This is a genomic window from Oxobacter pfennigii, assembly GCF_001317355.1.
GTDB lineage: Bacteria > Bacillota > Clostridia > Clostridiales > Oxobacteraceae > Oxobacter > Oxobacter pfennigii.
The window spans coordinates 19,777-39,686 of sequence record NZ_LKET01000033.1; the positions used below are offsets into that span (position 1 = coordinate 19,777).

General features: G+C 46.6%; 18 protein-coding genes. 16 read left to right on the top strand and 2 right to left on the bottom strand.

Features of this window, described 5'->3' with window-relative positions; all coding sequences use genetic code 11:
* Positions 1–2 precede the first annotated feature (2 nt).
* Together OXPF_RS12695 and OXPF_RS12700 are read left to right on the top strand one after the other, a co-directional pair.
* Positions 3–950 carry a TIGR03943 family putative permease subunit gene (locus OXPF_RS12695; protein WP_054875599.1) on the top strand — a complete coding sequence of 316 codons (948 nt, stop codon included), beginning with the start codon at positions 3–5 and terminating at the stop codon, positions 948–950.
* Between the two features lie 187 nt (positions 951–1,137).
* Complete coding sequence (locus OXPF_RS12700) at positions 1,138–2,196, top strand: YibE/F family protein (protein ID WP_054875600.1); 1,059 nt, start codon at positions 1,138–1,140, stop codon at positions 2,194–2,196.
* Positions 2,197–2,309: 113 nt separating this feature from the next.
* On the opposite strand, the gene OXPF_RS12705 is transcribed toward OXPF_RS12700, so the two are convergent.
* A complete protein-coding gene (locus OXPF_RS12705; RefSeq protein ID WP_054875601.1) occupies positions 2,310–2,816 on the bottom strand; it encodes a metal-dependent transcriptional regulator in 507 nt (168 codons plus the stop codon).
* A 224-nt stretch (positions 2,817–3,040) separates the two neighbouring features.
* Here OXPF_RS12705 and OXPF_RS12710 point away from each other — a divergent pair, with 224 nt between their 5' ends.
* The 12 genes from OXPF_RS12710 (at position 3,041) to OXPF_RS12765 (ending at position 15,806) form a co-directional block, all read left to right on the top strand.
* On the top strand, positions 3,041–3,682 hold the full coding sequence (locus OXPF_RS12710; RefSeq protein WP_054875602.1) for a metal-dependent transcriptional regulator: 642 nt from the start codon (positions 3,041–3,043) through the stop codon (positions 3,680–3,682).
* A gap of 50 nt (positions 3,683–3,732) precedes the next feature.
* Positions 3,733–4,665 (top strand): metal ABC transporter solute-binding protein, Zn/Mn family, encoded by a 933-nt coding sequence (locus tag OXPF_RS12715; RefSeq protein WP_054875603.1) that lies wholly within the window; start codon positions 3,733–3,735, stop codon positions 4,663–4,665.
* A 14-nt stretch (positions 4,666–4,679) separates the two neighbouring features.
* The gene (locus tag OXPF_RS12720; protein WP_054875604.1) at positions 4,680–5,435 is read left to right on the top strand and encodes a metal ABC transporter ATP-binding protein; all 756 of its coding nucleotides are present in this window, start codon (positions 4,680–4,682) and stop codon (positions 5,433–5,435) included.
* A gap of 1 nt (position 5,436) precedes the next feature.
* Entirely contained in the window at positions 5,437–6,360 is a 924-nt protein-coding gene (locus tag OXPF_RS12725; RefSeq protein ID WP_054875605.1) for a metal ABC transporter permease, read from the top strand.
* Complete coding sequence (locus OXPF_RS12730) at positions 6,344–7,462, top strand: metal ABC transporter permease (protein ID WP_054875606.1); 1,119 nt, start codon at positions 6,344–6,346, stop codon at positions 7,460–7,462. Before OXPF_RS12725 ends, OXPF_RS12730 begins: the two co-directional genes overlap by 17 nt.
* Before the next feature lie 308 nt (positions 7,463–7,770).
* Complete coding sequence (locus OXPF_RS12735) at positions 7,771–8,256, top strand: DUF7004 family protein (protein ID WP_054875607.1); 486 nt, start codon at positions 7,771–7,773, stop codon at positions 8,254–8,256.
* A 241-nt stretch (positions 8,257–8,497) separates the two neighbouring features.
* Positions 8,498–9,121, top strand: a complete 624-nt coding sequence (locus OXPF_RS12740) for an MptD family putative ECF transporter S component (protein ID WP_054875608.1) — start codon at positions 8,498–8,500, stop codon at positions 9,119–9,121.
* The gene (locus OXPF_RS12745) at positions 9,121–9,852 is read left to right on the top strand and encodes an energy-coupling factor transporter transmembrane component T (RefSeq protein WP_054875609.1); all 732 of its coding nucleotides are present in this window, start codon (positions 9,121–9,123) and stop codon (positions 9,850–9,852) included. The genes OXPF_RS12740 and OXPF_RS12745 overlap by 1 nt, the downstream gene beginning before the upstream one ends.
* Complete coding sequence (locus OXPF_RS12750; protein WP_054875610.1) at positions 9,849–11,297, top strand: ABC transporter ATP-binding protein; 1,449 nt, start codon at positions 9,849–9,851, stop codon at positions 11,295–11,297. Before OXPF_RS12745 ends, OXPF_RS12750 begins: the two co-directional genes overlap by 4 nt.
* Entirely contained in the window at positions 11,294–12,241 is a 948-nt protein-coding gene (locus OXPF_RS12755) for a helix-turn-helix domain-containing protein (RefSeq protein WP_054875611.1), read from the top strand. The genes OXPF_RS12750 and OXPF_RS12755 overlap by 4 nt, the downstream gene beginning before the upstream one ends.
* Before the next feature lie 38 nt (positions 12,242–12,279).
* Positions 12,280–14,031 (top strand): ABC transporter ATP-binding protein, encoded by a 1,752-nt coding sequence (locus OXPF_RS12760; RefSeq protein WP_054875612.1) that lies wholly within the window; start codon positions 12,280–12,282, stop codon positions 14,029–14,031.
* Positions 14,028–15,806: an ABC transporter ATP-binding protein gene (locus tag OXPF_RS12765; protein ID WP_054875613.1), complete on the top strand. Its 1,779-nt coding sequence runs from the start codon at positions 14,028–14,030 to the stop codon at positions 15,804–15,806. Before OXPF_RS12760 ends, OXPF_RS12765 begins: the two co-directional genes overlap by 4 nt.
* Positions 15,807–15,928: 122 nt before the next feature.
* On the opposite strand, the gene OXPF_RS12770 is transcribed toward OXPF_RS12765, so the two are convergent.
* The gene (locus tag OXPF_RS12770; protein WP_054875614.1) at positions 15,929–17,890 is read right to left on the bottom strand and encodes a PstS family phosphate ABC transporter substrate-binding protein; all 1,962 of its coding nucleotides are present in this window, start codon (positions 17,888–17,890) and stop codon (positions 15,929–15,931) included.
* A 432-nt stretch (positions 17,891–18,322) separates the two neighbouring features.
* Between OXPF_RS12770 and OXPF_RS12775 the strand changes: the two genes are divergently transcribed.
* Both OXPF_RS12775 and OXPF_RS12780 read left to right on the top strand, forming a co-directional pair.
* Complete coding sequence (locus tag OXPF_RS12775) at positions 18,323–18,934, top strand: TetR/AcrR family transcriptional regulator (protein WP_054875615.1); 612 nt, start codon at positions 18,323–18,325, stop codon at positions 18,932–18,934.
* Between the two features lie 38 nt (positions 18,935–18,972).
* On the top strand, positions 18,973–19,551 hold the full coding sequence (locus OXPF_RS12780; RefSeq protein ID WP_054875616.1) for a hypothetical protein: 579 nt from the start codon (positions 18,973–18,975) through the stop codon (positions 19,549–19,551).
* Positions 19,552–19,910 lie beyond the last annotated feature (359 nt).

Below are 19,910 nucleotides of genomic sequence, written 5' to 3' on the forward strand. Positions count from 1 at the left end.
ATATGCAAGCGAAAGCTTTTAATCCTCAGGTTTTCCTGGAGTTTCTTTGCTACTGCCTATTCGGCGGATTGATGCTTCATTTGGTTAACAGCAGGAAATACCTTTCCTATGTTACGCCCAGAATGGAGCCCTATTTATACTTTACAGCAATAGTAATGCTGATATGGGCTTGCGTGGGCTTATTCAGACTATTCCGCCCGCAGCATATAGTGCGTTCCACACATTGCTTTGTACTTGCCGTTCCAATTTTGCTGCTGCTGCTTCCACACAGTCCTCTGAGCAGTTCCGAGCTTTCAGGAAGTTATACCGGAGGAAATACATTTTCCAACCGGGCCGGACAGAGCTCAAAAGTTCTGCCTCAAAATCAGGCCCCATCAGGTAACTTAAGCTTGGGCGCCACGGCGGTCATCCCGGCTGAGGATCCTGCCGGAAGCAGCCCGGATGCTCCATCTTCTATTGGCGGAATTGATATGCCATCGGAAGACACAGGCTCCGCAGGCGCTGCCATTCCCGATACGCAAGCCGGTGTGCCGGATGAAGTATATTCAGCCGATTTACCCGGATTGGATGCGGAGAATAGGAAAATCACTGTATCAAATGATGATTTCGGCGTGTGGCTTTCCGAAATATATATTAATATGGAGAGATACGAAGGGTATACGGTTGTAATGACGGGGTTCGTATTCAAAGATCCTAATATACTTAATGATGATGAGTTTGTACCCGCCCGCCTGACAATGTCCTGCTGTGTTGCGGATTTAGCGCCTGCCGGCCTGTTATGCAAATATGACAAAGCTTCCGAGCTGAAAAAAGATTCATGGATAACGGTTGAAGGGACTCTTTTTATAGGACAATATGAATTTGATGGCCAGAAATATGATGACCCGCAGATAAATGTCACAAAGATTACTCCCGCGGAGGCGGTGGAGGGTTATGTCTACCCATATTAAATTATGAATAGAAGCTTCCGCCTAACTTCTATGGGCGGCCGTTCAAAGTTACGGACGGATAGAAGGACAGCATGCATGATGACATCATTGCATGCTGTCCTTCTTATTTCTCAGTTTTTTTGAGCGGCCCGGAAGCGGCATACATACCAAATTCATAATATAAAATATATGAAACGGGGAGAAGGATATGAAGAAAATTTTTTTAATAACATTCATACTGATTTTCTTGGGAACATCTGCATTTGCCGCAGGCGAAACATCCCTGGTAAAGGCTCAGATCATCAGCTTAAAAGAAACAGTATCAGGCCAGATGAAGGAGCAGCTGGTAAAAGTGAGGGTACTCGAAGGTATATATATCAATGAAGAGATTGACATTAAATATATCCCTGTGGAGTATTCGGAATCAAATTTTGAATTAAGGAAAGGCATGAATGTATTCATAAGTGTCAACACAAATGACGATAAGCTGCAAGCAAATATAATGAATATATCCAGAGAGGATCACCTTAAAACCCTTGCAATAATTTTTATAATTGCTGTAACAATCTTTGGCAGATTTACAGGGATTTTCTCAGTTACCGCCCTTGGAATTTCCGGCTTCATAATACTGAAATTTATGATTCCTATGATATTAAAAGGGGAAAACCCTGTTATTGTATCCGTAGCATGCAGTATTTTGATTATACTTATAAGTTTTATATTTGTATCCGGTTTCTCCAAAAAAAGCTTTGCTTCAATACTGGGAACAGCCGGCGGTACTATTATTGCAGGCATACTTGCACTCATATTTACAGACCTTTGCGTTATTACCGGCCTTGCAGACGAGGATACGACATTGCTGGTCACCCAGATGGGTATTACCATGGACTATCGCGGCCTATATTTCAGCGGCGTCCTGATTGGCACCATAGGTGTAGTTATGGACGTAGGCATGTCTATTACTTCATTTATCTTTGAACTTAAAAACACCTCTCCATGCATTGGCTTTTTCAAGCTCATGAGATCAGGATTGATTGTGGGCAAGGATATAATTGCAACTATGGTAAATACTCTTGTACTGGCCTATGCAGGAAGCTCTATCCCACTGCTCCTTCTCTTTTATAAATCCACCACTCCTGTTAATCAGATTATCAGTATGGAAATAGTGTCTGCTGAGATAATACGTTCACTTTGCGGCAGCATAGGATTAATACTCACAATTCCTTTAACGTCTTTTATAGCAAGCGTCATGGCAGAAAAAGAATAAAGCGTCCAATAACCTACCGGGCGGAATCATGTGTTAAAGGACTTAAGTCCAAAAGCATCATGGATTCCGCTCTTTTTATATCCCAAAGCAGAGAGCCCTGTATTTTAGAACTTTTATATGTGCTTATTACTGCCTATTGCTCCTTGGCGCTGTTCCTTGAAGGCTTTATATTGTTTTTCAATGCCGGGATTTTCCATAAAAAACTCCATCAATCCCTTTATTTCCAATACCGTTGAGGTACTTAGCGAGTGCTCAACCAGTTCGGCTTCTTCCAGCGGGCTGGTATTCCCTATCATCGTTAAAAAGCGCTCTAATGTATCGTGGCGGTCCAGAAGATAAGCCCCCATTTTCTTGCCTTTATCGGTGAGAAGGATGCTGTCGTTTCGGTCGTATTCCAGGTACCCAAGATCTACAAGCCTGAAAATCATCTTTGAGGTAGATGACGGCTTAACATGAAGCAGTTCGGAAAGCTTTCCCACACGGGCATAATTGTCTTCAAGGCATAAACGATACACCATTTCGAGATAGTCCTCCAATGCCGCAGTCAGCTTGCCTTCCCGTTGATTTTTGAGTTGGTATCCGCGAAAGGTGCGAAATTCTGAATCCGGATTCATAAACATCAGTCCTTTTTGTAATTTTTTATCGTTGGTACATTATATTTGTAACGCTTTCTACTTATGATTCATAGATTAGTTAAAGGAAACGCAATTTCCCGCCCCTAACAAGAAGAGCGGAGCTAAGCTCCATAGTTATGGCCCTGTATTTACACAAACTCCTTGCCAAATACAAAATTTAGGTATACAATAAAATAAAATTAGGCATACCTAAAAAACGGAGGAATAATATGACACCGAATAAAGAGGACTATTTAAAAGAAATTTATAAGCTGGGCGGATCAGAAGAGCTTGTTTCCAATAAGCAGATTTCAGATACTCTGAAAATCGCCCCTGCTTCAGTTACTGAGATGCTTGGAAAGCTAAACCGCGAGGGTTTGATTAAATATGAGCCGTATAAAGGTTCCCGTTTGACGCAGGAGGGGCTGCGGGTAGCCTTTTCCCTTGTGCGCGGCCACCGTTTATGGGAGGTTTTCCTGACGCGCCATCTCGGTTATTCGTGGAGTGAGGCCCATGAGGACGCGGAGCTTCTGGAGCACGTCACCCCGGCACGCCTGACCTTAAGGCTGGACGAATTTTTGAATTATCCTGCCTACTGTCCCCACGGGAATGAGATCCCCCATACCGGCGGACAGGTCGGAAGCACCTCCTTACAAACACTGGATAACCTTTCCGAGGGCAAAACGTCACACATCAGAAAGGTCACCGAGGAAAAGGAATTGCTGGATTACCTTCAGGGTCTGGGTATTGAAATCGGCAATGCGGTGACAGTTGTTTCCTTCGGCGCCTATGAAGGCCCTCTGACTCTTGATCTAAACGGTAAACGTATTCAAATCAGTTATAAGGCTGCCTGTCAAATCTATGTGGATTAGATATGACGGCCATAATACCAAAAAATTTATACCATTTATGGAGGTATCTTATGGGTAAAAAAGTAAAAGGCTTAGCTGGCATTGTTCTGGCTTTGATGCTCGTGCTGGCAGGCTGCAAAACGCCTGGGCCTGTCACGGAGGATGATAGGCTAAATGTAGTGGCTACCACTACCATGCTTGCGGATTTATCAAAGATCATCGGCGGGGAGCATGTTTCAGTGAGCGGCCTGATGGGTCCCGGCATCGACCCCCACTTGTACCAGGCCAGCGCAGGTGACGTAACGCTGATGAAGAAATCCGATGTTGTTGTATATAACGGACTGCATTTGGAAGGTAAGATGGGCGAGGTCTTTGAATCTTTGTCCGGCCAGGGGCACGCGGTGATTTGCATTGAGGAAGGGCTGGACCAATCCAGGCTTCTCGCATGGGAGGGGGGCGGCTCAGTGCATGACCCTCATATCTGGTTCGATGTGTCGCTGTGGAAGGACGCGGCCAGAATTGTTGCGGATGAGCTGTCTCAGGCCGATCCCGTCCACCAATCCGCTTATGAGGCAAATCTTAAAAATTACCTGAAGGAACTGGATGCCACTGACACATATATCCGCGGCAGAGTTTCGGAAGTGCCGGAGGGGCAGCGGGTGCTCGTCACAGCCCACGACGCTTTCAATTACTTTGGTAAAGCCTATGGCTTCGAGGTGCGGGGCCTCCAGGGTATCAGCACCGATGCCGAGGCAGGTACTGCCGACGTAAGCGCCCTTGCAAACTTTATCGTGGAACGGCAGATCAAGGCCATCTTCGTTGAGTCCTCTGTTCCGCCCAAAACCATTGAGGCGCTTCAGGCGGCAGTCAAGGCAAAGGGTTTTGATGTTGCCATAGGCGGAGAGCTTTATTCCGATTCCCTTGGCGGCGAAGGCTCCGGCGCTGAAAGCTATATCCTCACTGTCAGGGAAAACATTGACACCATCATAGAAGCACTGAAGTGACGGAGGTGATTGACATGGACATAAAATCCCAAAGCTATGCGGTGGAGGTGGAAGACCTTACCGTTGCTTACGACGCAAAACCCGTTTTATGGGATATTGACCTGAAGATCCCAAAAGGAAAGCTTATGGCGGTGGTCGGACCCAACGGGGCGGGAAAGACAACTCTCATCAAAGCCATGCTTGGGCTGTTGACGCCCGTTTCCGGAGCCGTCCGCTTCATAAATGGAAGGGATGGTATACACCGGCTGAAAAACCGCATCGGTTACGTTCCCCAAAGCGGCAGCGTGGATTGGGATTTTCCCGCGACGGTGCTGGATGTGGTGCTGATGGGCTGTTACGGAAAGCTTGGCTGGATCAAGCGTCCCCGCAAAGCAGACGTGGAGCTGGCGCGAAAGACGTTGCAGAAGGTGGGCATGGAGGAATACGCCTCCCGCCAGATAAGCCAGCTTTCCGGCGGCCAGCAGCAGCGGGTGTTTTTGGCCCGTGCCCTGGTACAGCAAGCTGAGGTTTACTTCATGGATGAGCCCTTTAAAGGCGTGGATGCTCAGACCGAAAAAGCCATCGTCCTGCTTCTAAAGGAGCTTAAGGAGCAAGGAAAAACCGTTGTTGTAGTACACCACGACCTGCAGACGGTAGCGGATTATTTCGATTGGGTGACCCTTATCAACCTGCGGGTAGTAGCCAGCGGTCCGGTTGGAGAGGTTTTCCATGAGGATAATTTGAAAAAGACATACCGGAGCACCGGTACCTTATTAAGGAGTGCGATGTGATATGGGTACACTGACTTTTTTACTGAGAGACTACACATTTCAGACGGTGGCGCTGGGCTCCGCCCTTTTGGGGATCATCAGCGGAGTATTGGGGAGCTTTGCCGTGCTGCGGAAGCAAAGCCTGCTGGGCGACGGCGTTTCCCATTCCGCACTGCCCGGAGTGGTTCTGGCGTTTATCCTGCTGGGCAGCAAAGACACGGAAACCCTGCTGCTGGGCGCCCTTGTTTCCGGGCTTATGGCAACTCTCTTTATCGTAAGTATCGTACGGCACACCCGGATCAAATTTGACAGCGCCTTGGCGCTGGTGATGTCGGTATTCTTCGGGCTGGGTCTGGTACTGCTGACCTATGTGCAGAAGAACCCAAATTCCAATCAGGCAGGGCTCAAGCGCTTTATCTTCGGGCAGGCTTCTACGCTGATGCAGCGCGATATTCTTTTAATGGCCGTCTGCGGTGCGGTCCTTCTTATGCTTGTCTTTCTGTTCTGGAAGGAATTCAAGCTCTTCACCTTTGACAGTGATTTTGCTCAAAGCCTCGGGTTTTCGCCCGGCAAGCTGAACCTGCTGCTGTCCTTTATGATTGTGCTGGCCATCATCATCGGATTACAGACGGTGGGCGTGATCCTGATGAGTGCCATGCTCATCGCTCCGGCTGTCGCGGCGCGCCAGTGGACGAATAAGCTGTGGGTTATGGTTTTTCTTTCGGCCATTTTTGGTGCGGTGTCCGGTATTGCCGGAACAGCGGCCAGCTCTCTCATGGCAAAGCTGCCGACAGGCCCTGCCATCGTGGTATGCGTCAGCCTGATCGTCATAGCCAGCGTCCTGTTGGCGCCGGGAAGGGGCATTCTGTACAGGCTGTACCGGCGCAGGAAAAACAGGCTGCTATTAAAGCTTGAAGGAGGTGTGCCAGATGTCCCCACAGTTTGAAATACAAGTTATCGCCGTGATTGTGGCGGTGGCCTGCGCGCTTCCCGGCGTATTCCTGGTGCTGCGCAGGATGTCCATGATGTCCGACTCCATCACCCATACCATACTTCTCGGTATCGTTCTGGCCTTTTTTATGGTGCATGACCTTTCATCTCCATTGCTGATATTGGGTGCGGCGGTGATAGGCGTTATAACCGTTTGGCTGACTGAGATGCTGGGGCGCACCCGGCTTTTAGCAGAGGATGCGGCAATGGGCATCGTGTTCCCGCTGCTCTTTTCAATAGCGATTATCCTCATCACACGCTACGCAGGGGCGGTGCATCTGGACACCGATTCGGTGCTCCTGGGCGAACTTGCCTTCGCCCCTTTTGACCGAATGGTCATAGCCGGCGTTGATATCGGAGCAAAAGCCATATACACAACAGGCTCCCTTCTGCTCCTGAATTTGGCGGTAATCATCATCTTCTTCAAGGAGCTGAAGGTGGCCACCTTTGACCCCATGCTGGCCGCCGTATTGGGCTTTGCGCCGGCATTTGTGCATTACGGTCTGATGACACTGGTTTCTCTCACAACAGTAGGTGCGTTTCAGGCCGTCGGCTCCATACTGGTGGTGGCGTTCATGATCGGCCCGCCGGTCACGGCATACCTTCTCACCGACGATTTGAAACGGATGCTGATTTTGAGCGGACTGATCGGCGCTGTCAACGGGATATTAGGTTACCAGGCGGCCGCCCTTTTTGACGTATCCATTGCGGGCAGCATGGCTGTTATGACGGGGATGGTTTTTCTGCTGGTGTTCGTTTTTGCTCCGGGCAGAGGCTTTATCAGCGCTCTGCGAAGGAGAAAAAGCCAGAAAATACGGTTTGCAAAAATGATACTCCTGTTCCATCTTTACAACCATGAGGGAACTGAGCATGAAGTACAGGAGGCAGGGCTTGATACCATACAAACTGAGCTGCATTGGGATACGGCCTTTACAAGGAATATTATGGCGCTTCTGAAAAAGGAGGAGTGCATAGAATTTACAGATAATATGGTCAAGTTAACCGATTATGGACGTTTGACCAGCATTCATAATTATGAGGCGTTGTTTTCAAAATAAAACGATATAGATTCAAATACCGGCCTTCATTCATAATGGCCGGTATTTTTTTGTGGAATTAATATAGCAAAATATGGAGGATTTAAAGTGTTAATGTAGAATATTTGAATGGAGTTGTTATGATGTTAAGGAGATTTTTTTTGTTTGTATTTTTAAAGCTAAAACAGAAGAAATTGAAGAATTTTGCAGATGGTAATAATTTAGTTTAAATAGATTTATAAAATTACAAACAGGAATTTTATGAGGATCGTATTGCTTATAATCATTCAACTGCAATGCCTTCCTCTCTTTCTGGAATGGAGGTAGCCATGCCTGTAATTAAAAGATTCCCAGATGGTTCATTTCTGGAATATGACCGGGGCAGCTTTGATGATTGGTGCGTATATTTAACCTCACCTGCCGGAACACGCCGCCCGCCACGCGATACCGATTATTTTCAAACAATAAAGGATTTGGCTGCAAAGTACGGAATTGATCGTGTTTATTCAGATTATGTGTCCATCTATAATGTAACCGGCGGACAGGTTGAAAAAAAGGTGCTTCAACAGATTACACAGATCGCCGGCCGGTATTTGCCGGAGGATGTACTAGCCGTTGATATATTGTTTTCAATACTATACATGGCGATGATTGCCGAAGAACGGAAGGCAAATACTCGCTTGGGACGCAGAATAAAGCGGCTGGGAATCCATTATCTGCTTTATGAAGATGCAACTATTTCTCATGCTGCAAATTTTATGCGTGGTATGAATTGGCGTCAAATATCCGCTTTATGCCATGAGCGTGGTTTTTAAGGAAGAGTATGAAATAGTCCAAAATAAACTCAAGAATTCGATACATTTAAGGGTTAAGCAGAAAAAATTTAAGTAAAGAATTTACCCTATGAATTTATTACATAAATCTATGAAATTAAAATGATGGTTAAAAGTTAAAAAAAGCAATCAATTGGATTGCTTTTTAACCATTTGGAGCGGATTCATTTCATGCTTTGTGTTATTATTAACTAAAAGCGCTTGCAGGCGCTGTTTTAATAAAATGAAGTTAGACAATACTAACTTTTGTATTTTGGAGGGTGTTATGCAAAAAAAGCTCACGGCAAAGGATCTTATTAATATCGGTATCTTCGGGGCAGTTTACTTCGTTCTTATGTTCACGGCTTCCATGCTTGGGTTTATTCCTGTCTTCCTTGTTCTGTTACCCTTGATATGCTCAATTTTTACCGGAATACCTCTTATGCTTTTTCTTACCAAAGTACATAGCTTTGGACAATTTACCCTTTTTGGCACCATCATTGGACTTGTCAACATGCTGATCGGCGACAGCTGGATCACCCTTGCTTTTGCTGCAGGGCTGGGCTTGCTGGCAGACCTTATCTTCAGGGCAGGCAAATACAAGAGCAGCAAGCTTTCTGTTGTCGGAGCCTCCGTATTCAGTATGTGGACTGTAGGCAAGGCTTTGCCCATGTTTATCATGCGGGACAGCTATTTTCAAATGCTGCGGGAAGGTATGAGCAATGAATATGCTGATGCAGTTTTAAGGATGACTCCGGACTGGTCACTGATACTTTGGTTTGCAGCCGGTTTTGTAGGAGGGTTACTGGGAGCGCTCCTTGGGAAAGCCGTTCTGAAAAAGCACTTTGAGAGAGCAGGAATTGCGTGATGAACACGCTGTTGCACACAACGGCGGGAACACGCCATCTGCGTTTGGATCCCCGCACGAAATTACTGTTATTGTTTACTACCAGCTTTACATTAATTTGGGCAGGTTATTCGGGTGGAATAACGTCGGTTTTGCGCCCGGTTTTTGCCATTTTGCCCTGTATGCTGCTGCTGTTTTCCAAACGCTGGCGTACCGGGCTTATCTGCGGGTTGCTTTTAGCAGCCTGCCTGGCAGCGGAAAAAACACTGGTCTATACTACCACAGGTATGCTTAATTTTTTGCTCGTACCGGTTTGTGCCATATTCACCAGATTTATTCCCTGTATTTTCGCGGCATACTACATGATGGCAACCACTACGGTAAGTGAGTTTACCGCCGGTATGGAGCGCATTCATATGCCCCAGGAAATCGTGATCCCCCTGTCTGTGATGTTCCGTTTTTTCCCCACTGTATTGGAGGAACAGCGTTATATAAAGGATGCCATGCGGATGCGCAGCATAACTTTTGCCAATCCGGTGGCCATGCTGGAATACCGCGTAGTGCCCTTAGTAGTGACCGTAGCAAAAATAGGTGAAGAACTGAGCGCGGCAGCCTTAACCCGGGGGCTTGGCGGAGATGTCAGGCGAAGCAATGTGTGTGAAATAGGATTTGGAATACAGGACATTGGGATCATGCTGATTGCTCTTGGCTGTTCGTGTGTATATATGCTGGTAAGGGTGGGATTGCTTTGATAAATATAGAAAACCTCAGTTTCCGCTACAAAAGAGGGCACAATGACGCAGGTGTCAGCGATATAAACCTGCACATCGGCGATGGTGAGATGGTTTTATTGTGCGGCGAAAGCGGCTGCGGTAAAACCACTTTGACCCGCCTTATTAACGGTCTTGTTCCCCACTATTTTGAGGGAGAGCAAAGGGGCAGCGTGAGAGTATGCGGTAAAAATGTGGGTGACAGCTCCTTGCATGAGCTGTCCAGGATCGTGGGATCGGTGTTTCAAAACCCGCGCAGCCAGTTTTTCACTGTGGATACCTACAGTGAGCTTGCCTTTGGATGTGAAAATTTAGGTTTGCCTGTGAAAGAAATCAAAAAGCAAGTTGAAGAAACAATAGCCTTTATGAATATTGAGAAGCTGATGGGGCGCAGTATTTTTGATTTATCCGGCGGTGAAAAGCAAAAGCTGGCCTGCGCTTCGGTATGGGCAGCTCATCCTAAGGTACTTGTACTGGATGAGCCATCAGCCAATTTAGACGACAGGGCCATCGCCGACCTGCAGGGGGTACTGAAAAAATGCAAGGCGGCAGGCGTTACTATTATTATTGCCGAGCACCGGCTCTATTACTTAAAAGGGCTTGCAGACCGTGTACTGTATTTGAAAGAAGGGCGGATTGCAAAAGAATTTGAGGCAGGGGCCTTTTATTCCATGGGTGAAAAACTGCGCTTAAAACTTGGTTTGCGGGGACTGGAGCCGCCTGCACTTTCCGGTAGGGTGAACAGCTGCGAGCCGGATAACACAACTGTCTTATTAAATTTTGCATTCCGGTATGGCCGCCAAGGCAGCGGTATCAAAGTGCCCAGGGCATGGGTGCCGTCAAATTGTGTTGCGGCAGTTACCGGTGAAAACGGCGCGGGGAAAACTACTCTCGTCCGCTGCCTGTGCGGGCTGGAGAAAAAAGCTGCCGGTGAGCTGGTTATAGCAGGCAAAGGTCTTAAAGGAAAAGATCGGTTAAAAAACTGTTATCTTGTGATGCAGGATGTCAATCATCAGCTTTTCTGCGAAAGCGTCTTGGACGAGGTGCTTATTAGCATGCCCCATCCTGATAAAGACAAGGCATATAACCTGTTGGAGTCCCTGGATTTAAAGCAATTCTCAGGCGAACATCCCCTCAGCCTTTCAGGCGGACAAAAGCAAAGAGCAGCTGTTGCCTGTGCTGTGGCCAGCGAAAGAAGGGTGATCCTCTTTGACGAGCCTACCAGCGGACTGGATTTGCGGCACATGGGTGAAGTGGCATCAGTGATAGGCAAACTGGCTCAAAGTGGCAAAACAGTAATAGTAGCAACTCACGACAAGGAATTTATCCAATGCTGCTGTACACACGTGCTATACATGGAAAAGGGGACTATAACAGCTAACATTACCCTTAAAGAAAACTCCTGCAAAAATGGGGTGGCAATATGAAGACACTGGATCTTACAAAATTAGGCGGCAATATCAAGCTGGTTTGCAGCAATGATATATGCTCTGTATATAATTTCACCTCTCCGAACGGAGAAGGAATTATGACCTGTTATGATGTGTTTCCAGGCGTATTTCTTCAGTATAACGACTTCCACATGGAAAGCATCAATTTTAATTTTACTTACGATAAATCATTATTTTGTATAGACCACTGCCGTGAGGGGCGCATTGAATGGGAGCAGCCGGGCGGGCGGTATTATTACCTTGGAGCAGGCGACATGCAGATCGGAACCCGCTTTAAAAACAGCACGAATTTTTCTTCTCCATTGCGTCACTATCACGGCATAACGACGGCATTTTCACTGGATGAAGCAAATGATTCTCTGAAAAAACTCCTTGAAGGCGTGGATATAGATATACATAAGCTTATAGAGAAATTTGCCTGCCTGGAAAATCCTTTTGTCATGCGTGCCCATGACTCCATTTCCCATGTCTTTTCAGAGCTTTATCGTGTTCCGGAATCAATACGCCTTCCTTATTGTAAAGTAAAAATACTTGAGCTGCTGGTGTTTTTGACGGGTGTGGAGCCGAAAGGCCAGGAGCGTTCTTATTTTCCCCGAACTCAGATAGATAAGGTTAAGGCAATTGAACGCATGATGACATCTAAGTCAAAGAGGCATTTTACATTGGAAGAGCTCTCAAAACAATATGATATTACCCTGACAACCCTTTGTTCATGCTTTAAAGAGGTCTTTGGCCATTCGGTTTACAGCTATATGCGCAATTGGCGAATGAATGCGGCGGCAGTACAGCTGCGCCAGACAGATGCCCCGGTAACTGCTGTTGCAAGCAGCTTAGGATATGAAAATGCCAGTAAGTTTTCGTCTGCATTCAAAGCCGTAATGGGTAAAACGCCCACCGAATACAGGAAATTTTTTGTTTAACCAGAGTATTAAGTCAATAATTGAAAGGAGGAATTATTTTGTTTAATAAAGTTCTGGAATATACCGGCGAGTACCGAAAAACCACCTATGCCGCCATTGCTGCTATGCTTGTCGGTCTTGTCATGAGCGTGGCTCCCTTTTTATTTGCATATCAAATAATAAGGTCCCTTTTAATTAAAGAGCCATTATCCGCAGCTCATGTGGCTGTAATAGTTTGTGCAATTGCCGCCTGCGGCGTGCTGTATGCTGTCTTTTACCTGTGGGGACTTGAGCTTTCCCACAAGTCAGCATACAATACTCTGAAAAATTTGCGCATTTCCCTTCAGGGAAAGCTGGAGGCCCAGCCCCTTGGGATCATTCAGGACAAGGGCACCGGCTCCATCAAGAAGATGTTCATAGATGATATTGAGACTATAGAACTGCTGCTAGCCCATTCTCTTCCTGAGGGAGTTGCCAATTTGACGGTACCGGTACTGGTATTTGCCGGTATGTTCTTCGTGGACTGGAAGCTGGCGTTTTTGTCGCTGTGTACCCTTCCCCTTGGGATATTATTCATGGGAATTATGTACAAAATCGGTATGGGCTCCATGAACAACTACTATGAGGCGGCCCGGAAAATGAACAACACCATCGTTGAATACATTAACGGTATGGAGGTCGTCAAGGTGTTTAACCGGGACGGTGAATCCTATCACCGGTTTGAAAAGGATGTAAAAAGCTACCGGGACTTTACGCTGGCGTGGTACAAGGCCTGCTGGCCCTGGATGGCATTATACAGCAGCATTCTGCCCTGCGTGGCGCTGGTAACATTGCCTGCAGGAGCTTATATGGTGCTGACAGGCGCCTCAACACTTCCGGATCTGGTGCTGGTTCTATGCATGTCTTTTTCCGTGGGTCCCCTGTTTTTAAAAGCGCTGAGTTTTATGTCCACCTTGCCCCAGATCAACTACAAAATTGAAACCCTTGAAAACATGCTAACTGCTCCACCCCTTTTTCAGACCGGCAAACCCTTTACCGGGAAAGACCGCTCCATAGAATTTGAGGATGTTCGTTTTGCCTACAAAGATGAGGAAGTCCTTCACGGTATCTCTCTGAAAGTAAAAGAGGGCAGTCTTGTGGCCCTTGTCGGAGAGTCGGGAAGCGGAAAGTCGACCCTTGCCAAGCTCCTCGTTCATTTTTATGATGTAAGTACCGGTGCGGTTAAAATAGGCGGGCAGGATATCCGTCATATGAGTATCGAAGCCCTTAATAATGAGATATCCTATGTTGCTCAGGAGCAGTTTTTGTTCAACATCAGCCTTTTGGAAAACATACGCTTAGGTAAACTGGATGCAACGGACGAAGAGGTGATGGAAGCTGCGCAAAAGGCCCAATGCGGCGAGTTTCTGGCAAGGCTTGAAAATAACATCCATACCATGGCCGGAGACGGCGGAAAGCAGCTTTCCGGCGGGGAGCGCCAGCGTATATCCCTTGCCCGGGCCATATTGAAAAACGCGCCTATTATTGTTCTGGACGAGGCAACGGCTTTCATGGATCCGGAAAACGAGGAGAAAATGAATAACGCCATAGCCGAACTCATTGAAGATAAAACCGTAATCGTCATTGCCCACCGTTTGCATTCCATCATGAACGCAGATATGATTTGTGTGCTGGATGCCGGCAATCTTGCCGCAGCAGGTACCCACCATGAGCTTCTTGAAAACTCCCCTGTGTATCAAAAGATCTGGCAGGCGGCGGAGGACAGCGCCAACTGGAAAGTAACCACAGCAAAGGGAGGGGAAGAAGTATGATTGTTTTATTGAAAAGGCTCCTTGATTTTTGCGGCAAGTACAAAGGCAGAGTGCTTCTGGCTTTTGTGTTTTCCTTTTTAAAAGCGCTGCTGCTCAAAGCGCCTATTGGCTTTGCCTTTGTTATGCTAAGCGCATTTTACAACGGTGAGGCAACCCCTTTATTATGCTTACGGATTGGAATTGCAATGGCAGGCAGCGTGCTTCTGCAAATTGCGTTTACTCATATCGCCAACAGGCTACAATCTGCTGCCGGGTTTATGGTTTTAGCGGATAAACGCATGGAATTGGGCGCCCACCTGCGCAGAATGCCCATGGGCTATTTTACCGAAGGGAATATCGGCAAAATAAGCTCAGTTCTGTCCACCGATATGGTGTTTGTCGAAGAAAACAGCATTACGGTCCTGGCCGACTTTATGGGTTATATCTTTGCCGAAGCCATCATGGTGCTGTTTTTGATGATTTTCAATGTGTGGCTGGGACTTGCGGCCATGGCTGTTATCCTTGTGGTGCTGCTGATTGCAAAGGGGATGGAAAAAGAAGCCCTTGAGGATTCCCACATCCGCCAGGAACAAAGCGAGAATCTCACCGAAGCCGTCCTGGACTTCACCGAGGGTATCAGCATAATCAAAACCTATAACCTGCTCGGCGAAAAATCAAAGGAGCTTTCCGATAACTTCCGTGAAACCTGCCGCACCAGCCTGCAGTTCGAAGAAAATCACGTACCGTGGCAGCGTGGGCTGAATATCGTCTACGGGCTTGGAGCTGCCGTTGTCATTGCTGTTTGCATGTACCTCAATTTGAATGCAGCATTGGATGCAACTGTCGTCGTCGGAGTCATGCTCTTTGTATTTGACCTCTTTGGCCCCCTTAAGTCTTTATACGGTCAAAGCGCGCGGATGACGGTCATGAACAGCTGCTTAAACCGCATAGAAGCTGTATTTGCTGAAAAGGAACTGCCCGATAACGGTGAAGATACCATTCCGGAAGTCTCAGGCGCCCCGGAGGTTGAATTTAAGGATGTGAGCTTTGCCTACGGTGAAAAGGAAGTCCTTAGAAGCATTTCCTTTGACCTTGAGCGGAACAGCATGCTGGCATTGGTCGGCCCTTCCGGCGGAGGAAAATCCACCATTGCAAATCTTGTTCCCCGGTTTTGGGATGTGAAATCCGGCCAGGTGCTTATCCGCGGAAAGGATGTGCGCAATATAAAGCTTTGCGACATGATGAAGCATATCAGCATGGTGTTCCAGAGGGTGTACCTCTTTCAGGATACAATCTACAACAACATCAGCATGGGCCGCCCTGACGCCGGCCAAGCCGAGGTAATTGAGGCGGCAAAAAAAGCAAGGTGCTATGACTTTATTATGGCGCTGCCGGATGGGTTTAACACCATGGTCGGCGAGGGCGGCGCCACACTCTCCGGCGGCGAGAAACAGCGGATTTCCATCGCCCGCTGCATTTTGAAGGATGCGCCCATTATCATACTTGACGAAGCCACAGCCAGCGTAGACGCGGACAACGAAAGCTATATCCAGCAGGCAATCAGCGAATTGTGCCGGGGCAAGACGCTGATGGTTATAGCCCACCGGCTTAATACCATCAGGAGCGCCGACAAAATATTGGTCATAGCTGACGGAAAGTTATCCCAGCAGGGCACTCATGACGAGCTGATGAGGGCCGGCGGGGTCTACAGGAACTTTGTAACCGCCCGCGAGAACAGCCGCGGCTGGAGCCGCAGGGCTGGCGGCGCAGCTAATGAAGCACCGCACAAGGCTTAGGAATAAAGATTAAATTATATCAACGGCGCTCATTTCATACAGAAAATTAAACCACCTGCCGGTAACAAGGGTTTTACCGGCAGGTGGTTTAATTTCTGTATGAACAATCTATCCTGCTTTGCTTAAGATTCCCAATCATAGATATAGACTTGAAGCTTCCGGCCGTCCGGTTCGGTCACATACAGGCCAAGTGAGTTGCCCCAAATCCATGCGGATGTGATGACGGACCTTTTAGCGGGGACATAGTTCTCATAGCTTAATTGTTCAGGATAGCTCCCTTGCTCGAACTTGGTTATGGAGTCTAAAACCATAGCCTTCGAGTAAGGAATGTCATTCGGGAGATGCTTTGCAAGATTTACAGCTTCGCCCGTGTTAATATCGAAGCATATGGTATAAAGGGTGGGCATGTGTGCCGACGGGCCGTCGTAGGTTTGCAGGGGGTAGCTCACAGACAGATAGTCGCCCCAGCGTCCATAGACGGGCTGTAACCGGTAGGTGTATCCAGAATGTTCGGCGACCCAGCCACTGGCGTACCATCTCACAAACATATCGAGCAATCCGGCCTTGCCATCGTCGCCTGGAAATCCGCCGGTCCACGCTTTCAGCTGGCTGTTGATACGTTCGGCAACTTCGGGCGATTGGGGCAGCTTCGCGTTTAATGTGAATAGGTCAACGTTGGGCAGTATTCGCCTGTCATAACGGTATATCACCGAAAAATCGTCAATCCCTATCCCATAGGGACTTATATCAGACGTAAGTCGGATACTAAAGGTCATACGGTCGTTGAAGAATGGATTGCTCTCAGGAAGATTGATGTGGAGATACCTGTTATTCTCACTGTAATCCACAAGCTCATAGCTCGGGTAGTTATTAGGTATCCCGGTAAATGAGCGTTTGGCATTTTCTGCCGCAGGGGGATTGCCAAAATGTGCGCTCTTTGGAGAGTTCATCCAGCTCGTTATCTCGCTGTTGATATACCGGATGTAGTTGAACCCGTCGTAGAATATATCCGACAGAGGCTTTCTGACGCCATTTATTACAACTTCCTCTATGGCGTCCGGGTGCTTAAGCTCCGTACCTCCGGTGCCGCTGGAATTATCAACGTCACCGAGATAAACCGGGTCAATACTTTCGTCGGGGAATATGTTTGCAAGGGGCCGCAGCGGAATATAACCAGCCCGTGCGGCAACGGCCTGTCCTTCATCGGTGAGCAGCCAGTCTATCAGCTTACGTGCCGGGCTGCCGGCGGGCATGTCTTTGCGCAGGACGGCATAGTAATAGTCTTCAAGCGGATATTCTCCGCGGGTTATGGTATCCCGGGACGGCTTTACGCCGTCCACCTCCAACAGCTTGAACCGGCTGTTGCCGTACATATTGTTGACGTAGTAGAACATTGAGTAGCCGATGGCCTCACGGGCGTTGTCGTAGCTTGACACCACTTCGACCAAGGCGCCCATAGACTCGGCCAGCCATTCTGAAGGCGGGTCCATAGGCTCCAGCCCATCCATCACAAGTTTTAAAAGCAGCGTCTGGCTGCCGGAACCTTGGGTACGCTGATAAGGCACAATATTTTCATCAAGGCCGCCGAGGGCTTTCCAGCCGGTGATTTTCCCGGTGTATATGTTACGCAGCTGTTCAAGAGAAAGGCCGTCAACGGGGTTTTCGATGTTTGCAAGAAAAACCAGGGCATCCTTGGCAATGGGAATGACATCCAGTTCTATGCCAAGATTATGCGCCTCGCTAAGCTCTTTTTCTGACGGATAAGTGACAAAAATCAGATCTGACGAACCGTGAAACAGGTTGTAATACGCATTTGCCGTTGTGTAGTGCGTCGGAGGGCTTCCAATGCCGCTGAATAAACCATGCAGCGCAGTTGTCAGCGGTATTGTGGCGGTGGAGCCGTCGATTCTCGCCCACAGTCCGGACAGCTCGTCCGCGAGGCCGGCAGGCGGTACAGACGGTTCATGGGGCGCTGTTACAGACACAGGCGGTTCTTTTTCAACAGGAACCACATTGTCCTTGCATGAGGTCAGCAGAATAGCCGCACATACGGCAGCAAACAATATAACTATATGCTTGTTCATATTGCCTCCTCTAATATAAATTTGTTATCCTGCATCTATTCTATCATAAATGCAGGAAATAAATGTCATTGCTTGGGTTCTCCTTCCCCTGTTTTTATACACGTTATATTGATTCCTGCAACGCCGGAGCAAAATTCCGTCCTGCCGTGGGTGGCAAAAGCCTTATGAATATGTAAGATATATTTTCCAATATATTCTTGGTGTACCTTTTAAAGAAGAACCAGAATTTTGTGAAGATTTCCTGCCATGGAATATGGATGTGCAGGCATTCTGCAATAAAGCCGAAGAGTGATTACAATAAATCAGCTTTCTGGCTTTTTATATGCACGGTTTTATTCATTGACAGTATATATGGCGAATGCTATAATTGCTTATAGACCATATGGTCTAGACTGTTTAGTCTATAACAAAAAAACAGGAGGGACAATAAGCTTGAAGGAAAAGTCTTTTGAAAGAAAAACCGAACTACTCGAGGCAGCATTAGATGAATTTATTACAAAAAACTTTGAAGACGCTTCACTCAATGCCGTTATAAAAAACGCAGGCATCAGCAAAGGTACTTTTTACTATCATTTTCAGGATAAACAGGCGCTTTACTTGTTTTTGCTGGAATCTTCCGTAAAAACAAAATGGGAATTTGTAAGGAACAGAACCAAGGACTATTCAGAAGACTATGATAGGATGGACATCTTTGAGAAGTTCAGGCTTCAAGCAAAAATTGGTGCTGAATTTGCTGCTGCTTTCCCAAAATACCACAGGTTAAGCAAGATGCTTACGAAAGAAAAAGGCAGTAAAATATACGAAATCGCAAAGGATGCATTGGGAGATGGTGCGGAAAACTTGCTGGAAGAAATGATAGTCAAAGCAATCGAAAATGGGGATTTCAAGGAGGAATTTTCCAGGGAGTTTATCGTAAAAACTGTAAGTCACCTCTTTGTTCATTTTGACGAGATATTCCATACACAAGAGGATTTCGAGCTTAAAGGAATGCTTAAGAACCTCGATAATTTTGTTGATTTTATGAAAGGCGGCTTAGCCAAATAGGTTTATTTACCCTAAATATTAGATGAGGAGTAGGTCGTATGAAAAATCTTAAATTAAAACGTTATGACAGAATGATCGCTTTAACTTTTGGAGCGCTTACCTTATTTTTTCTTATTTTGGCTTTTACGAATAAAGGCTTTTTCGATTGGGCTTACGAACGGCATCAAAACCAGTTAAGCTGGTATATTAGGCCATTGTTTCTTATACCCTTTTGCTATTTTGCGTACAAACGGAGCTGGGCCGGTATCTGGGTAACAATTTTCTGCCTCCTGACCAGTATGTTCTGGTTTCCAGGACCTGAGGCTGTGAGTGAACAAGTAAAACAATTTCTTGAAATGGAAAAGGGATGGTTAAGCGGGGATTGGAACTTTGCCAAAATTTTGATGACACTTCTTATACCCCTTTCATTCACTGCTTTGGGAGTGGCTTTCTGGAAGCGCAGTTTATGGTTCGGATTATCCGTGGTTATTTTTATGGCTGTGGCAAAAATGATCTGGAGTGTGGCATTTGGCGGAGAAGCCGGGAAAACTATCTTTATACCTGCAATTATTGGCCTGGTAATTTGTGTCGGATTAATTTATCTGGGGTTCAGGAAGCTCGAAAAGAAACAAAAATAGTTCCTGATAAGTTCATATAGACCCCCGGCTTACAGTCACGATCTGTAAATATCGGGATTATATTATATGCATCAAAAAGAATGAAATAAATTTATAGTCTTACGGATATGCAGCTTTATAACCAATGGGTTATAATAAAATCTAAAAGAAGTATGATAATGCAGTGTATCGCGGCAGTTAGCTTTTGAGAAGAAATAAAATAAATTGGTTGACACTTTTTCTATAATGCGCGGATAAACCTTGCTAATAAAAGTCAAGAGTTTTTTAAAAATATAAAAATTTTTTGTTAATAAAAATGGATAACCTTAAAAAACCTCATCTAGTGATGAAGAAAAAAATCTGTTATGATATAAGCGGAT

Excerpts from the sequence above, each read along its gene's own strand:
- OXPF_RS12695 (WP_054875599.1), top strand. The coding sequence starts at position 3 with ATGCAAGCGAAAGCTTTTAATCCTCAGGTTTTCCTGGAGTTTCTTTGC.
- OXPF_RS12700 (WP_054875600.1), top strand. The coding sequence starts at position 1,138 with ATGAAGAAAATTTTTTTAATAACATTCATACTGATTTTCTTGGGAACA.
- OXPF_RS12705 (WP_054875601.1), bottom strand. The coding sequence starts at position 2,816 with ATGTTTATGAATCCGGATTCAGAATTTCGCACCTTTCGCGGATACCAA.
- OXPF_RS12710 (WP_054875602.1), top strand. The coding sequence starts at position 3,041 with ATGACACCGAATAAAGAGGACTATTTAAAAGAAATTTATAAGCTGGGC.
- OXPF_RS12715 (WP_054875603.1), top strand. The coding sequence starts at position 3,733 with ATGGGTAAAAAAGTAAAAGGCTTAGCTGGCATTGTTCTGGCTTTGATG.
- OXPF_RS12720 (WP_054875604.1), top strand. The coding sequence starts at position 4,680 with ATGGACATAAAATCCCAAAGCTATGCGGTGGAGGTGGAAGACCTTACC.
- OXPF_RS12725 (WP_054875605.1), top strand. The coding sequence starts at position 5,437 with ATGGGTACACTGACTTTTTTACTGAGAGACTACACATTTCAGACGGTG.
- OXPF_RS12730 (WP_054875606.1), top strand. The coding sequence starts at position 6,344 with ATGTCCCCACAGTTTGAAATACAAGTTATCGCCGTGATTGTGGCGGTG.
- OXPF_RS12735 (WP_054875607.1), top strand. The coding sequence starts at position 7,771 with ATGCCTGTAATTAAAAGATTCCCAGATGGTTCATTTCTGGAATATGAC.
- OXPF_RS12740 (WP_054875608.1), top strand. The coding sequence starts at position 8,498 with ATGAAGTTAGACAATACTAACTTTTGTATTTTGGAGGGTGTTATGCAA.
- OXPF_RS12745 (WP_054875609.1), top strand. The coding sequence starts at position 9,121 with ATGAACACGCTGTTGCACACAACGGCGGGAACACGCCATCTGCGTTTG.
- OXPF_RS12755 (WP_054875611.1), top strand. The coding sequence starts at position 11,294 with ATGAAGACACTGGATCTTACAAAATTAGGCGGCAATATCAAGCTGGTT.
- OXPF_RS12765 (WP_054875613.1), top strand. The coding sequence starts at position 14,028 with ATGATTGTTTTATTGAAAAGGCTCCTTGATTTTTGCGGCAAGTACAAA.
- OXPF_RS12770 (WP_054875614.1), bottom strand. The coding sequence starts at position 17,890 with ATGAACAAGCATATAGTTATATTGTTTGCTGCCGTATGTGCGGCTATT.
- OXPF_RS12780 (WP_054875616.1), top strand. The coding sequence starts at position 18,973 with ATGAAAAATCTTAAATTAAAACGTTATGACAGAATGATCGCTTTAACT.